12 protein-coding genes and 3 rRNA genes are annotated in these 14,200 nt (G+C 47.6%); 14 read left to right on the forward strand and 1 reads right to left on the reverse strand.

Translation table 11 applies throughout. The features are described from left to right. Nucleotides 1-3: 3 nt before the first annotated feature. The 4 genes from MHH46_RS00100 (at nucleotide 4) to MHH46_RS00115 (ending at nucleotide 5,639) form a co-directional block, all read left to right on the forward strand. A 16S ribosomal RNA gene (locus MHH46_RS00100) occupies nucleotides 4-1,561 on the forward strand. Between the two features lie 232 nt (nucleotides 1,562-1,793). After that, nucleotides 1,794-4,720, forward strand: a 23S ribosomal RNA gene (locus MHH46_RS00105). 129 nt (nucleotides 4,721-4,849) lie between these two features. Beyond that, nucleotides 4,850-4,966 (forward strand): 5S ribosomal RNA (rrf, locus tag MHH46_RS00110). Together the 16S, 23S and 5S rRNA genes form the textbook arrangement of a ribosomal RNA operon. A 259-nt stretch (nucleotides 4,967-5,225) precedes the next feature. Continuing rightward, the gene (locus MHH46_RS00115) at nucleotides 5,226-5,639 is read left to right on the forward strand and encodes a hypothetical protein (protein ID WP_036678856.1); all 414 of its coding nucleotides are present in this window, start codon (nucleotides 5,226-5,228) and stop codon (nucleotides 5,637-5,639) included. A 63-nt stretch (nucleotides 5,640-5,702) separates the two neighbouring features. Here MHH46_RS00115 and MHH46_RS00120 read toward each other — a convergent pair whose 3' ends face one another. Next, nucleotides 5,703-6,227 (reverse strand): hypothetical protein, encoded by a 525-nt coding sequence (locus tag MHH46_RS00120; RefSeq protein ID WP_076194944.1) that lies wholly within the window; start codon nucleotides 6,225-6,227, stop codon nucleotides 5,703-5,705. 209 nt (nucleotides 6,228-6,436) lie between these two features. On the opposite strand from MHH46_RS00120, the gene MHH46_RS00125 reads away from it, so the two are divergent. The 10 genes from MHH46_RS00125 to rsmI all read left to right on the forward strand — a co-directional run bounded on the left by MHH46_RS00125 (nucleotide 6,437) and on the right by rsmI (nucleotide 14,081). Next, complete coding sequence (locus tag MHH46_RS00125; RefSeq protein WP_036678851.1) at nucleotides 6,437-6,622, forward strand: sigma factor G inhibitor Gin; 186 nt, start codon at nucleotides 6,437-6,439, stop codon at nucleotides 6,620-6,622. Nucleotides 6,623-6,830: 208 nt separating this feature from the next. Next, entirely contained in the window at nucleotides 6,831-8,369 is a 1,539-nt protein-coding gene (locus tag MHH46_RS00130) for an aminotransferase class I/II-fold pyridoxal phosphate-dependent enzyme (RefSeq protein WP_076194947.1), read from the forward strand. Further along, nucleotides 8,370-9,011: a dTMP kinase gene (tmk, locus tag MHH46_RS00135; RefSeq protein ID WP_036678846.1), complete on the forward strand. Its 642-nt coding sequence runs from the start codon at nucleotides 8,370-8,372 to the stop codon at nucleotides 9,009-9,011. It begins immediately after the preceding gene. Between the two features lie 126 nt (nucleotides 9,012-9,137). Then, nucleotides 9,138-9,467, forward strand: a complete 330-nt coding sequence (locus tag MHH46_RS00140) for a cyclic-di-AMP receptor (protein WP_036678844.1) — start codon at nucleotides 9,138-9,140, stop codon at nucleotides 9,465-9,467. Nucleotides 9,468-9,518: 51 nt separating this feature from the next. Continuing rightward, nucleotides 9,519-9,962, forward strand: a complete 444-nt coding sequence (locus MHH46_RS00145; RefSeq protein ID WP_036678842.1) for a YaaR family protein — start codon at nucleotides 9,519-9,521, stop codon at nucleotides 9,960-9,962. A gap of 17 nt (nucleotides 9,963-9,979) precedes the next feature. Beyond that, on the forward strand, nucleotides 9,980-10,954 hold the full coding sequence (holB, locus tag MHH46_RS00150) for a DNA polymerase III subunit delta' (RefSeq protein WP_076099912.1): 975 nt from the start codon (nucleotides 9,980-9,982) through the stop codon (nucleotides 10,952-10,954). A gap of 139 nt (nucleotides 10,955-11,093) precedes the next feature. Further along, a complete protein-coding gene (locus MHH46_RS00155) occupies nucleotides 11,094-11,894 on the forward strand; it encodes a stage 0 sporulation family protein (RefSeq protein ID WP_036678838.1) in 801 nt (266 codons plus the stop codon). Between the two features lie 30 nt (nucleotides 11,895-11,924). Continuing rightward, entirely contained in the window at nucleotides 11,925-12,290 is a 366-nt protein-coding gene (yabA, locus tag MHH46_RS00160; protein ID WP_036678835.1) for a DNA replication initiation control protein YabA, read from the forward strand. 109 nt (nucleotides 12,291-12,399) lie between these two features. Next, entirely contained in the window at nucleotides 12,400-13,173 is a 774-nt protein-coding gene (locus MHH46_RS00165) for a tRNA1(Val) (adenine(37)-N6)-methyltransferase (protein ID WP_076194950.1), read from the forward strand. Then, a complete protein-coding gene (gene rsmI, locus MHH46_RS00170; RefSeq protein ID WP_076194952.1) occupies nucleotides 13,170-14,081 on the forward strand; it encodes a 16S rRNA (cytidine(1402)-2'-O)-methyltransferase in 912 nt (303 codons plus the stop codon). The genes MHH46_RS00165 and rsmI overlap by 4 nt, the downstream gene beginning before the upstream one ends. Nucleotides 14,082-14,200: the final 119 nt, after the last annotated feature.

A 14,200-nucleotide genomic window follows, 5' to 3' on the forward strand; every position in this document is an offset into this window, starting at 1 on the left:
TACTAATTGGAGAGTTTGATCCTGGCTCAGGACGAACGCTGGCGGCGTGCCTAATACATGCAAGTCGAGCGGAGTTATTTTGAAAGCTTGCTTTCAAAATAACTTAGCGGCGGACGGGTGAGTAACACGTAGGCAACCTGCCCTTCAGACTGGGATAACTACCGGAAACGGTAGCTAATACCGGATAATTTCTTTTTTCTCCTGAGAGAAGAATGAAAGACGGAGCAATCTGTCACTGAGGGATGGGCCTGCGGCGCATTAGCTAGTTGGTGGGGTAACGGCCCACCAAGGCGACGATGCGTAGCCGACCTGAGAGGGTGAACGGCCACACTGGGACTGAGACACGGCCCAGACTCCTACGGGAGGCAGCAGTAGGGAATCTTCCGCAATGGGCGAAAGCCTGACGGAGCAACGCCGCGTGAGTGATGAAGGTTTTCGGATCGTAAAGCTCTGTTGCCAGGGAAGAACGTCCGGTAGAGTAACTGCTACCGGAGTGACGGTACCTGAGAAGAAAGCCCCGGCTAACTACGTGCCAGCAGCCGCGGTAATACGTAGGGGGCAAGCGTTGTCCGGAATTATTGGGCGTAAAGCGCGCGCAGGCGGCTATTTAAGTCTGGTGTTTAAACCTTGGGCTCAACCTGAGGTCGCACTGGAAACTGGGTGGCTTGAGTACAGAAGAGGAAAGTGGAATTCCACGTGTAGCGGTGAAATGCGTAGATATGTGGAGGAACACCAGTGGCGAAGGCGACTTTCTGGGCTGTAACTGACGCTGAGGCGCGAAAGCGTGGGGAGCAAACAGGATTAGATACCCTGGTAGTCCACGCCGTAAACGATGAGTGCTAGGTGTTAGGGGTTTCGATACCCTTGGTGCCGAAGTTAACACAGTAAGCACTCCGCCTGGGGAGTACGGTCGCAAGACTGAAACTCAAAGGAATTGACGGGGACCCGCACAAGCAGTGGAGTATGTGGTTTAATTCGAAGCAACGCGAAGAACCTTACCAGGTCTTGACATCCCTCTGAATCTGCTAGAGATAGCAGCGGCCTTCGGGACAGAGGAGACAGGTGGTGCATGGTTGTCGTCAGCTCGTGTCGTGAGATGTTGGGTTAAGTCCCGCAACGAGCGCAACCCTTAACTTTAGTTGCCAGCAAGTAATGTTGGGCACTCTAGAGTGACTGCCGGTGACAAACCGGAGGAAGGTGGGGATGACGTCAAATCATCATGCCCCTTATGACCTGGGCTACACACGTACTACAATGGCCGGTACAACGGGAAGCGAAGCCGCGAGGTGGAGCCAATCCCATCAAAGCCGGTCTCAGTTCGGATTGCAGGCTGCAACTCGCCTGCATGAAGTCGGAATTGCTAGTAATCGCGGATCAGCATGCCGCGGTGAATACGTTCCCGGGTCTTGTACACACCGCCCGTCACACCACGAGAGTTTACAACACCCGAAGTCGGTGGGGTAACCCGCAAGGGAGCCAGCCGCCGAAGGTGGGGTAGATGATTGGGGTGAAGTCGTAACAAGGTAGCCGTATCGGAAGGTGCGGCTGGATCACCTCCTTTCTATGGAGAATCGTTCTCTGCAATGAGAACATTCAAATCGGAAGCTAAGCTTCCAAAACTCAGGTTTAGGCCTGTTACTCACTCGTTGCTCAGTTTTGAGAGTTTAAGCTCTCAAGTAAGACTTGATCCTTGAAAACTGGATACCGAAACGAATTTGCGTTTTAGAACATCTTTTAGCAACTTGTGTAAACAAGTAAATGTTATTAGTGAGATTTTTCTTCGGAAGAATCAAGGTTAAGCTAATAAGAGCACACGGAGGATGCCTAGGCGCCAGGAGCCGACGAAGGACGTGGCGAACAACGAAACTGCCTCGGGGAGCTGTAAGCAAGCTTTGATCCGGGGGTGTCCGAATGGGGAAACCCAGCTGTGGTAATTCGCAGTTACTCATTTCTGAATACATAGGAAATGTAGAGGCAGACCAGGGGAACTGAAACATCTAAGTACCCTGAGGAAGAGAAAACAATAGTGATTCCGTCAGTAGCGGCGAGCGAACGCGGAACAGCCTAAACCTAAGAGCTTGCTCTTAGGGGTTGTGGGACGTCTCACATGGAGTTACAAAGGAATATGGTAGGCGAAGAGGTCTGGAAAGGCCCGCGATAGAGGTAAAAGCCCTGTAACCTAAACTGTATTCTCTCCGAGACGGATCCCGAGTAGTGCGGGGCACGTGAAACCCCGTATGAATCCAGCAGGACCATCTGCTAAGGCTAAATACTACCTGGCGACCGATAGTGAAACAGTACCGTGAGGGAAAGGTGAAAAGCACCCCGGAAGGGGAGTGAAATAGAACCTGAAACCGTGTGCTTACAAAAAGTCAGAGCCCTATTAATGGGTGATGGCGTGCCTTTTGTAGAATGAACCGGCGAGTTACGTTTAACATGCAAGGTTAAGCCGAGAAGGTGGAGCCGCAGCGAAAGCGAGTCTGAATAGGGCGATTTAGTATGTGGACGTAGACCCGAAACCGTGTGATCTACCCCTGTCCAGGGTGAAGGTGCGGTAACACGCACTGGAGGCCCGAACCCACGTACGTTGAAAAGTGCGGGGATGAGGTGGGGGTAGCGGAGAAATTCCAATCGAACTCGGAGATAGCTGGTTCTCCCCGAAATAGCTTTAGGGCTAGCCTCGGTATAAGAGTAGTGGAGGTAGAGCACTGATTGGGTGCGGGGTCCGCAAGGATTACCAAGCTCAGTCAAACTCCGAATGCCATATACTTATTGCCGGGAGTCAGACAGTGAGTGCTAAGATCCATTGTCAAAAGGGAAACAGCCCAGACCATCAGCTAAGGTCCCCAAGTGTGTGTTAAGTGGGAAAGGATGTGGAGTTGCACAGACAACCAGGATGTTGGCTTAGAAGCAGCCACCATTGAAAGAGTGCGTAATAGCTCACTGGTCGAGTGACTCTGCGCCGAAAATGTAACGGGGCTAAACACACCACCGAAGCTATGGCTAGATACGTATGTATCTGGGGTAGGGGAGCGTTGTGTAGGGGTTGAAGGTGTACTGAAAAGAGCGCTGGACACTACACAAGTGAGAATGCCGGTATGAGTAACGAAAAGATCAGTGAGAATCTGATCCGCCGAAAGCCCAAGGTTTCCTGAGGAAGGCTCGTCCGCTCAGGGTAAGTCGGGACCTAAGGCGAGGCCGAAAGGCGTAGTCGAAGGACAACAGTTTGAAATTACTGTACCACCGTAATCCGCTATGAGCGATGGGGTGACGCAGGAGGGTAGTGACGCGGACTGATGGATGTCCGTCTAAGCAGTGAGGCTGATGTGTAGGCAAATCCGCACATCATTAAGGCTGGGCTGTGATGGGGAGCGAAAATTATAGTAGCGAAGGTCATGATCTCACACTGCCAAGAAAAGCCTCTAGCCAGGAGAAGGTGCCCGTACCGCAAACCGACACAGGTAGGCGAGAAGAGAATTCTAAGGCGCGCGGAAGAACTCTCGTTAAGGAACTCGGCAAAATGACCCCGTAACTTCGGGAGAAGGGGTGCCCCGGTAGTGTGAATAGCACGAGGGGGCCGCAGTGAAAAGGCCCAAGCGACTGTTTAGCAAAAACACAGGTCTGTGCGAAGCCGCAAGGCGAAGTATACGGGCTGACGCCTGCCCGGTGCTGGAAGGTTAAGGGGAGTGGTTAGGGGTAACCCGAAGCTATGAACCGAAGCCCCAGTAAACGGCGGCCGTAACTATAACGGTCCTAAGGTAGCGAAATTCCTTGTCAGGTAAATTCTGACCCGCACGAATGGCGTAACGACTTGGGCGCTGTCTCAACGAGAGATCCGGTGAAATTTTAATACCTGTGAAGATGCAGGTTACCCGCGACAAGACGGAAAGACCCCATGGAGCTTTACTGCAGCTTGATATTGAATTTGGGTACGATCTGTACAGGATAGGTGGGAGCCGTAGAAATCGGAGCGCAAGCTTCGGTGGAGGCGCCGTTGGGATACCACCCTGATCGTATCTAGGTTCTAACCTAGTACCCTTACCGGGTACGGGGACCGTGTCAGGCGGGCAGTTTGACTGGGGCGGTCGCCTCCTAAAGAGTAACGGAGGCGTTCCAAGGTTCCCTCAGAATGGTTGGAAATCATTCGCAGAGTGCAAAGGCATAAGGGAGCTTGACTGCGAGACCTACAAGTCGAGCAGGGACGAAAGTCGGACTTAGTGATCCGGTGGTACCGCATGGAAGGGCCATCGCTCAACGGATAAAAGCTACCCTGGGGATAACAGGCTTATCTCCCCCAAGAGTCCACATCGACGGGGAGGTTTGGCACCTCGATGTCGGCTCATCGCATCCTGGGGCTGAAGTAGGTCCCAAGGGTTGGGCTGTTCGCCCATTAAAGCGGTACGCGAGCTGGGTTCAGAACGTCGTGAGACAGTTCGGTCCCTATCTGTCGTGGGCGCAGGAAATTTGAGAGGAGCTGTCCTTAGTACGAGAGGACCGGGATGGACGTACCGCTGGTGCACCAGTTGTTCCGCCAGGAGCATGGCTGGGTAGCTACGTACGGACGGGATAAGCGCTGAAAGCATCTAAGCGTGAAGCCCCCCTCAAGATGAGATTTCCCAATTAGTAAGACCCCTTGAAGACGACGAGGTAGATAGGTTGGAGGTGGAAGTGCAGTAATGCATGGAGCTGACCAATACTAATCGGTCGAGGGCTTATCCTATACGTAGAATGCAGATTTGTTTCGGATTCAGTTTTCAGGCGATCAAGCCTGTAACACGCTTAGAAATTCATTCTCACTTCTGGTGAAGAACCGAATTTCACGCGGCAGCGTCTGTTTCACAGACGCATGTTTGGTGGCGATAGCGGAGGGGTTCCACGCGTACCCATCCCGAACACGACCGTTAAGCCCTCCAGCGCCGATGGTACTTGGACCGAAGGGTCCTGGGAGAGTAGGACGTTGCCAAGCACATTAAGCCATTGTTGATTTATCAGCAGTGGCTTTTTTGTTTTTTTTTGGACAAGAGTGTTATTTGAAGGGGAGTACAACATCTGAAGGGGCTGTAATTGAGTGACATTTTTGTTACCGACGCTGAGGTCGATACAAGTATAATAGATAAGTGCAAATAATAAGCAACATCTCTAATACGAAGGAACTACTCATAAATTCTAACTTTGAATTTTCTTGTGTCTTTAGATGCATTGTGGAGGTAAGGAGGATTTAAGGCATGAAACAAACAAGAATTATTAAGATATTAATTTTTTCGTGTATAGTAGCTTTAATACTGGCAGGCTGCGGTACGAAAGCGCCCAGCTGGGATGCTTTTGAGGGTGCGCTAAACGAGAAAAATTTCCCTGTGCCCCAAGAGGCGTACTCACCAGACCAGACTACGACAAACGTTGCTATGGATTATGTGCGTTATTCTTTACCTGGATTAAAGGAGAAGAACGGCATCCCAGAGGAGTATATGGATACTATTAAGGCCTGGGGATGGGTTGAACAGGAAGAGGAGAATACCGATTCATCTGGTGTTTTTCAGAAGGATGGAGTAACGGTTCATTTAACAGTGCATGATGATTATTTTATAGTTATGATTCCTAAAGAAAAGAAGGCCTTAATTAAAGGTCTTAAGACAAAATAAATAATCGCCGTCCTTTATGGATGGCGATTATTTATTTATATGCGAACACAGGTTAACTGTACTCTATTGAGAGTAATAGGAGGCATCGGATGGATTAAACTTCAGCATGCCTTCCTTGTTGCGTTGATTTATTTTGAACAGTGTATAGAGACGGGGCAATAAAAGCCACAAGTGGCAAATAATCAGGGATACTGTAAATGCCGGTGGAGACCAAAAAATAAAGAGAGCTGCAATACAAAGACCAATATAAAAATTATGTAACTGTACTTTACGGAAAATGCGGTAACTAATGTGTTGATCTGGCATGAAGCCAAGCCACGGGATTTTAAATGAGATGGACCATCTTTTTGAAATAGGATGCCCGGAGATTAGAAGTACTGAGCGTGAAATAACATATTGAACCCAGAACATAACCGGAGCAGCTATAATTAAGTAGAGAATACTCCACCAAGAAAGAAAGACTGTCTCGAGCACAAGGACCAAAAGAGGGAGCAAAATATAAACACGCAGCAGAGGTGCCGTTAGATTAATTTTTTTGATTAATTTATATTGATAGAATGTAGCAGCGCCTTTGGTGTTGGGTTCCATATAAAATAGACTAACCTCCTCACAGATTCATATGTTCTTAATATCGGCGAATGAAAGCATTTTATTAAACTATGGGCGAATATTCACCGATATAGGGGCAGCGGAATATATATAATACACGAAACGAAGGATATGAAAAAACTATGAAAAGGTTTAAAATGATAGAAGGTGTATCATACTGTTCTTAAAAGAGTCAAGGTGGGATGGTTATGGAACAGCAAACCGGGCAAGCTTGTATCATTTGTGGGCAGGAAAAAGAAGAAGGTATTGTGATTGTCTCGCATTTTATTTGTGAGGATTGTGAGGCAGAAATGATCCGTACCGAGGCAGAAGATGCTAAGTACCGTTTTTTTATTGGCCAGATGAAGAAGATCGGATTGCAAAAGAACGCTTAAGTAGAGTAACTCTGTTAATTGATGCGGATAAGAGAGCAGTCTGGATGAAAGATATAAGGGCTGCATTAGAGATATTCATATACGGCTTCCTCGTTGTTTAAGCGGGGGGAGCCGTTTTGCTGTTCAGTCAGATGCTTTTATGAGGAAACATAGGAGTTTCTGAATATTTACGTTAAAATAGAAGGAACCCTATGGGAAGGAATTTAATATGAATAAATTACAACGATGTAGGGCACCTGTATACGAAATGCTGGAGCAATATAGAATTGTGGGTAATATATCTTATCATGTGCCGGGACATAAAAATGGAGCGGCATATGACGGCGTAGAAGGCGCTGGGTTTCTAGATGAGGTCATGAAGTACGATGTTACGGAGATTACCGGTACGGATGATCTTCATCATCCTGAGGGAGTCATTAAGGAAGCACAGGAGTTGGCTGCGGATTGCTTTGGAGCAGAGGAGAGTTTTTTTCTAGTTGGCGGAAGTACGGCGGGTAACCTGGCGCTGATTCTAACGGCTTGCCCCGAGCCAGGAATGATTCTGATTCTTCAACGAAATGTGCATAAATCAGTGATTCATGGTCTTATGTTAGCTGGAGTGAGGGCTGTTTTCGTCGAGCCGCTAATTGATCCACTCAGCGGCTTGGCAGTAGCGCCGGCGGCAGAAGCTGTTGAGGCTGCACTTGCAGCCTATCCGGAAGCCGCCGCTGTATTTGTCACCATGCCCAATTACTACGGCATGGGCAGTGACCTTGCGCCCCTCGCGCGTATTTGCCACGACAGCGGTGTACCGCTGCTTGTCGATGAAGCGCATGGGGCGCATTACGGGCAGCACCCGGCACTGCCTGCCGGGGCGCTTGCTTGTGGCGCGGACGGCGTAGTGCAGTCCACGCACAAGATGCTCACTGCGATGACCATGGGCGCTATGCTGCATGTTCAAGGGCAGCGGCTCGACCGTGCCCTGCTCTCGCAGCGGCTCGCCATGGTGCAGAGCTCCAGCCCATCATATCCTATGATGGCGTCGCTTGATCTTGCCCGGCGGCTGCTGCACAGCCGGGGCAGCGATGCATTCACGGCGGGGCTGGCCGCCGTGGATGTCCTGCGGCGCGGCCTTGCCGAGCTGCCGCGCTATGGATTGGTGCAGCCGGCAGAGCCGCTGCACGACGGCACGCCGCTGCATAAGGCGGCGTACGAGACGCAGGACCCCTTCAAAGTCGTCATTTATGACGCCACCGGGGTCCTAGGCGGTTTCGAGCTGCAGCGCAGGCTCGAGGCTAAGGGCTGTGTGCCGGAGATGAGTGACGACCGGCACGTAGTGCTGCTGTTCAGCCTCGGTTCGAAGGCTGAAGATGCAGCAAGGTTATTGCAGGCGCTGCGGGAAATAGAGTCGGAGGATACATCCGAATCACCGCACACCGCTGGCATTTTAGAATCTCAAAATATTTCCACGTGGAACAATTTGAATGTTTTACAAATCTCGGTACCCGTTCCCTTCTCTTTGAAGCCGGTGTCAGCCAATGAGGTAGAAAGTATTAATCTTGAACACAGCGTGGGGAGAGTAGCTGCAGAAATGGTAATTCCCTATCCACCAGGCATTCCATTATTATATCCGGGTGAGGTCATCACAGATCAGATACAGCAAAGACTGACTGGTTTAGCTTATGGAGGCGCGAAGTTCCAGGCTTGTGCTGATCCGGTCTTACAGCGTATTAAGGTATACAACATTCAGAAGGGCGGAGAAGTATAAGTGGGCAAAGAAGGTTTCTTCATAACATTAGAAGGGGGCGAAGGCTCCGGAAAAACAACGGTACTGGGTAGAGTAGCAGCATATTTGCAGAATCGGTCCATGCCCTATCGAATTACACGTGAACCTGGAGGCATAGAAATCGCCGAAAAAATTCGCTCTATTATTCTGGATCCTGCCCATACTGCAATGGATGCACGTACAGAGGCATTGCTGTACGCTGCATCAAGAAGCCAACATCTCGCTGAAGTAGTAGAGCCAGCTCTTAGAGAAGGGCTTACAGTCCTCTGTGACCGCTTTGTAGACAGCAGTCTCGTTTATCAAGGACATGCAAGAGGATTAGGTATGGAAGAGGTGTGGAGTATTAACCGTTTTGCTATTGGAAATCGCATGCCCGATCTAACCTTTTATCTGGATGTAGACCCTGAGATTGGATTATCACGGATTGCGGCCAATCAAGATCGCGAAGTCAATCGTCTGGATATGGAGAGTCTTGCATTTCATCAGAAGGTTCGTGAAGGTTATCATTTATTAATTAAGGCGAATCCGGAGAGAATAGTAGTTCTTGATGCAAACCGCCCTATTCATCTGGTAGAACAAGATATCGTGAGAACTCTTGAAGAGAGAGTATTAAAGGGTTTTTAGGGTGTTTTGTCTAATATAATAAGAGAAGTGGCATATAACTAAGCGTTTGCTTATGAAGTGAGGTTACTACTAAGAACACATTAAGTAGTAATACTCCATAAAACTTTTTTGGGAGGGAATGCGAAGATGAAGTTGATCATTGCAATTATCCAGGATAAAGACAGTAACCGGTTATCCAGTGAGCTAGTAAAAGCCAATTTCCGTGCTACCAAACTCGCAAGTACAGGTGGATTTCTGCGGGCGGGAAATACGACATTTATGATTGGGGTGGAAGACAGTCAGATCGAAGCTGTATTGAACGTTATCCGTAACAGCTGTAAAGTGCGTGAACAACTAGTCACTCCAGTAACTCCGATGAGTGGCACGACGGATTCCTATTTACCGCTCCCTGTTGAAGTACAGGTCGGTGGCGCTACTGTATTCGTGCTTCCTGTAGATCGTTTCGAACATTATTAAGTATAATATAAATGAGCAAGTCATTTACAAAAAAGGGGCGGTAGATAACCTTTGAAGATCAATCCGGGATATAGGCCCTTAAAGAGTGAGCTTCCAAATGCAGAAGGGGCTAATAAGCCTGTTCAGCAGAAATCGTTCTCTGACGTTTTTCAGCAGCAAGGTGAACAGAAAACCAAAGATGAACTAAACCGCCAGATCAAAGAAATACAGTCACAAGGCGACCGTTTATCTAAGTCTATGACCATTCGTGAACTCACCATTTACCGGATGATGATCAAAAGGTTTCTGGAAGAAACCGCTCGTAGAGGCGTTATACTGAAAGAGACACGTGGATGGGATAGACGTGGGCGGGGTAAGCGTTACAAGCTGCTTGAGGAAATTGATGCGGCTTTGCTATCTATGGCAGATGATCTGCTGAATAGTGAGCAGGGCCGAATAGATCTGTTGGGACGTGTTGGAGAAATTCGCGGGTTGTTAATCAACCTTTCTTTTTAAAGTTTTGGGAGGAAATTATGCCTTTTCATGATATAGTAGGCCAGGAGCATGCTAAACGGCTACTCCAAAATGCCTTGCGCAAGGATGCTGTGAGCCATGCTTATTTATTTACAGGACCAGCAGGCAGTGGACAAATGAAGACGGCGCTGATGTTTGCCCAAGCAATTTTTTGCACGGAAAGCAAGGATGACGCCTGTGGCGAATGTCTAGAGTGCCGAAAGGTTGAGCATGGAAACCATCCTGATTTGTCATTGCTGCAGCCCGACGGTGCAAGCATAAAAATAGATCAGATCCGTGAGCTGCAGCGTGTCTTTTCCTATCGATCTGAGGGTGTGAATCCAAAGGTTTATATTATAGATGGGGCAGACAAAATGACGGTACAAGCTGCCAATAGTTTGTTGAAGTTTCTGGAAGAACCGCCAGCTCCGGCAGTAGGAATTCTAATATCTGATAATAGTCGTTCTTTATTGCCGACGATTCAGTCACGGACTCAGAGGATCCCATTTAGTCCGTTAAATCCGGATATTATGCTTCAAGCGCTAGCAAGTGAGGGTGTGCCGATCCCCTTAGCTCGATGTGCAGTATCACTTAGTTCGGGACTTGATGGTTGCAGGGAACTTTTGGAACAGAATTGGTTTGCAGAAATGAGAAATCTAGTGTTACAATTAGCTAAGGAGTCCTTAAGCAAGGGCAGCTCCACGGTAGCAACTGCCGGGCAGAAGCTGTTCAAGACTGGGCTCGCTGAACATTTGGATATCCTTTTCAGCATGTTCCATCTATGGTTTAAAGATATGCTCTACTTCCTGTACCGCAAGCACGAAAGTATCGTTTTTATAGATCAGTTAGACTTTATTTCCAGGCATGCCCGTGGGCGCAGTGCGGAACAATGGGTGGCTTATATGGGATATGCTGCAGAGAGTACTAAGAAGCTGCGTTCCAATGCCAATGCCCAGTTGTGTCTGGAGCAGTTCTTAATCCGACTGGAAAGTTAAAGGATTAGCAATGATATATCCTCCGGATGTCGCTTTACCTGGAAGTATCGTTTTAACAGACGAGGAAGGACAAGCATGGATCATCAGGGAGCGGACATGCCCATAGGTTCCTTTTACCGGCAAACAAGGGGGTTAATTTTTGTACAGCGTAGTAGGTGTCCGTTTTAAAAAAGCGGGTAAAATATATTATTTTGATCCACTTGATTTTCCGATTGAACGAGATCAATGTGTTATTGTTGAGACAGCACGTGGGGTGGAATACGGTAAGGTTGTCGTAGGCAAAAAAGAGGTGGAGGAGTCCGATGTTGTACTACCCCTCAAAAAAGTGATGCGTATTGCCGGAGAAACCGACGCACGCGTTGTTGAGGAGAACAAAAGCGCCGCTAAGGAGGCTTTTACCACCTGTTTAAATAAAATACGCGACCACGGTCTCAAAATGAAGCTCGTAGATGTAGAGTTTACTTTTGACCGTAATAAGATTATATTTTACTTTACGGCTGAAGGACGCGTTGACTTTAGAGAATTGGTTAAGGATCTGGCAAGTATTTTTCGGACCCGCATTGAGCTGCGGCAAATTGGGGTACGTGATGAAGCTAAGATGCTAGGTGGACTTGGACCTTGTGGACGAGTGCTTTGCTGCTCCTCTTGGTTAGGGGATTTTGAACCCGTATCCATAAAAATGGCCAAGGATCAGAACCTTTCACTTAATCCGACCAAGATTTCCGGACTTTGTGGACGTCTGATGTGTTGTTTGAAATTTGAGCATGACAATTATGAGAGTGTAAAGGAAGAAATGCCAGCGGTCGGCAAGATTGTCGTGACCTCATTGGGGGATGGCAAAGTAGTAGGGATCAATGCCGGAAACCGTACGGTTCATGTACAGTTGTTTGAAGTGGGCAAAGTTAAGGAACTTCCAATGGATGATGTTGTCGTCAAGTAAACCATATAAGGTTACTTTCGGGGTGGAAACTTGGAGAAGAAAAATATATTTGCACACATGCAGGATATGGAAGCGCAGATGGAAACGATGCGCGCCAATCTTGGAGAATGGAAACAGACGGTAAAAGAACTGATGGAAGCTAACCAGAGGTTAACTCTGGAGAATGAACAGCTTCGCAAAATTTTAAAGCGGGATGCACCTTTGGATCCTACCGTAGATTCTGCGGAGGCGGAAGCTCTTTTAGCTACCGGAGAGGGAACAGAAGAGGTTGTCGGGGAAGGTTATGACAACTTGGCTCGGCTTTACCACGAAGGCTTTCACATCTGTAATGTTTATTTTGGACATTTACGCACGGAAGGTGACTGTCTGTTCTGTCTTTCTTTTCTTAATAAATGAGGATATCCAGCCGTAGGAGATTAATCCTACGGTTTTTTTTGAATTTTAGCCAATAGGCATATGCATTTGAAGCAAGTTTTTCTCATCAAAACCTTTAGGAGATTATTACATGACGAATTCTTTTAATGATATATCTGTCCCCTTGTTACCGACGGAGCGGGTGGATGATTTACTAACACATGACCTGCGCATTATTCAAAGTGATGAAGTATTTAGCTTTTCTATGGATGCTGTATTGCTTGCTCGTTTCGCCAGTGTTCCGCCACGTGGAAGAGTTCTAGATCTTTGTACGGGAAATGGTGTAATACCGATTTTAATGACTACCCGGACAAAAGCTTCTATAGAAGGTATTGAAATACAACCTCGTTTAGCTGATATGGCTCGTCGTAGCGTGGCTCTAAATGGCCTTCAGGATCAGGTTGTAATTCATGAAGGTGATTTGCGCGAGTTATATACTACCGCAGGATATGGTGTGTATGATGCAATAACGGTGAACCCTCCTTATATGCCGCTTAATGGCAGTGATCTGAAGCTGAACAACCATCAAGCTATGGCTCGTCATGAGATAGGCTGTACACTGGAGGAGGTCATTCAGGCTTGTGTGCGATTGGTTCGGACGGGCGGAAAGGTAAGTATGGTTCATAAACCACAACGGTTGGTTGATATTATCAGTCTTATGAGACAATATAGACTCGAGCCAAAGATTATTCGGTTTGTACATCCACGTGCCCATCTGGAGGCAAATATGGTATTAATCGAAGCCGCACGTGATGGAAAGCCTGAGGTTCGTTTACAACCACCGCTCATCGTATATAATGAGGACAATCAATACTGTCCAGAGATTATGGACATCTACTATGGTGCTAAAGAGGGTAAATCATGACTATATCATGCCAAAGCAGTTTTCAAAACAAGACTAATACCAGTACTCAGGAGACAACAGGGTTGCTTTTTCTGGTGGCTACACCTATCGGTAATCTGGAGGATATGACCTATCGTGCAGTCCGCACATTACAGGAATGTGATATTATTGCCGCGGAAGATACGAGACAGACCCGAAAATTACTCAGCCACTTTGAGATTTCACCTTCGATGTTGTTTAGTTATCATGAGCATAATAAGGCCGCCAGTGGACCTGAGCTTGTACGCTATATAATAGAAGGAAAAAATTTGGCACTCGTCAGCGATGCCGGTTTACCAGCGATTTCTGACCCTGGAGCGGATCTTGTAGCCCTTGCTATAAGTCATGGAATTCCGGTGATTCCTATCCCTGGAGCTAACGCAGCGTTGTCAGCTTTGATCGCTTCTGGTCTATCTACGAATACGTTCACCTTTATCGGCTTTCTTCCCCGAGAGCGTAAGGACATCCGAGCAGTATTAAGTCCACTTCGCTCGGCCCAAGGCACTTTGTTGTTCTACGAATCTCCCCATCGCGTAGTTAAGACACTTGCTCATCTTCAAGAAGCATTCGGTAATCGCCAGATTGTGTTGGCACGTGAATTAACGAAAAGATATGAGGAGTTTCTACGCGGTTCGATTGAGGAATGTACACTATGGCTGGCTGAACATCCTCCGCTAGGCGAATATGTTATTGTCGTAGAAGGGGAGAGCAAGGAAGATGCAGAAATCGCAGAATCGGCGTGGTGGCGTCAGTTAAGCATTGAAGATCATGTAGCTCATTACGAAGCACAGGATGTACCACGGAAAGAGGCTATGAAAAAAGCGGCATCAGACCGGGGTGTAGCCAAACGGGATATTTATAATGCGTTGCTTGATAGAGCAGAAGAGTAAGTGTTGTAGACGAATTCTTAGAATAACTAAGGATTTTCGGAGCCGTTTCGAGCTTGAGTGATTTATCTGTGGGTTAAATGTAATTTGTACAGTTATTTTTGAATTTTTTTATGTATTTG

Source organism: Paenibacillus sp. FSL H8-0175, assembly GCF_045040615.1.
Classification (GTDB): domain Bacteria; phylum Bacillota; class Bacilli; order Paenibacillales; family Paenibacillaceae; genus Paenibacillus_AQ; species Paenibacillus_AQ odorifer.

What these genes read in the sequence shown, in the direction of transcription:
- MHH46_RS00130 (WP_076194947.1), top strand. Translation starts at nt 6,831, where the DNA reads ATGAATAAATTACAACGATGTAGGGCACCTGTATACGAAATGCTGGAG.
- MHH46_RS00140 (WP_036678844.1), top strand. Translation starts at nt 9,138, where the DNA reads ATGAAGTTGATCATTGCAATTATCCAGGATAAAGACAGTAACCGGTTA.
- holB (WP_076099912.1), top strand. Translation starts at nt 9,980, where the DNA reads ATGCCTTTTCATGATATAGTAGGCCAGGAGCATGCTAAACGGCTACTC.
- MHH46_RS00125 (WP_036678851.1), top strand. Translation starts at nt 6,437, where the DNA reads ATGGAACAGCAAACCGGGCAAGCTTGTATCATTTGTGGGCAGGAAAAA.
- MHH46_RS00165 (WP_076194950.1), top strand. Translation starts at nt 12,400, where the DNA reads ATGACGAATTCTTTTAATGATATATCTGTCCCCTTGTTACCGACGGAG.
- MHH46_RS00115 (WP_036678856.1), top strand. Translation starts at nt 5,226, where the DNA reads ATGAAACAAACAAGAATTATTAAGATATTAATTTTTTCGTGTATAGTA.
- rsmI (WP_076194952.1), top strand. Translation starts at nt 13,170, where the DNA reads ATGACTATATCATGCCAAAGCAGTTTTCAAAACAAGACTAATACCAGT.
- MHH46_RS00120 (WP_076194944.1), bottom strand. Translation starts at nt 6,227, where the DNA reads ATGGAACCCAACACCAAAGGCGCTGCTACATTCTATCAATATAAATTA.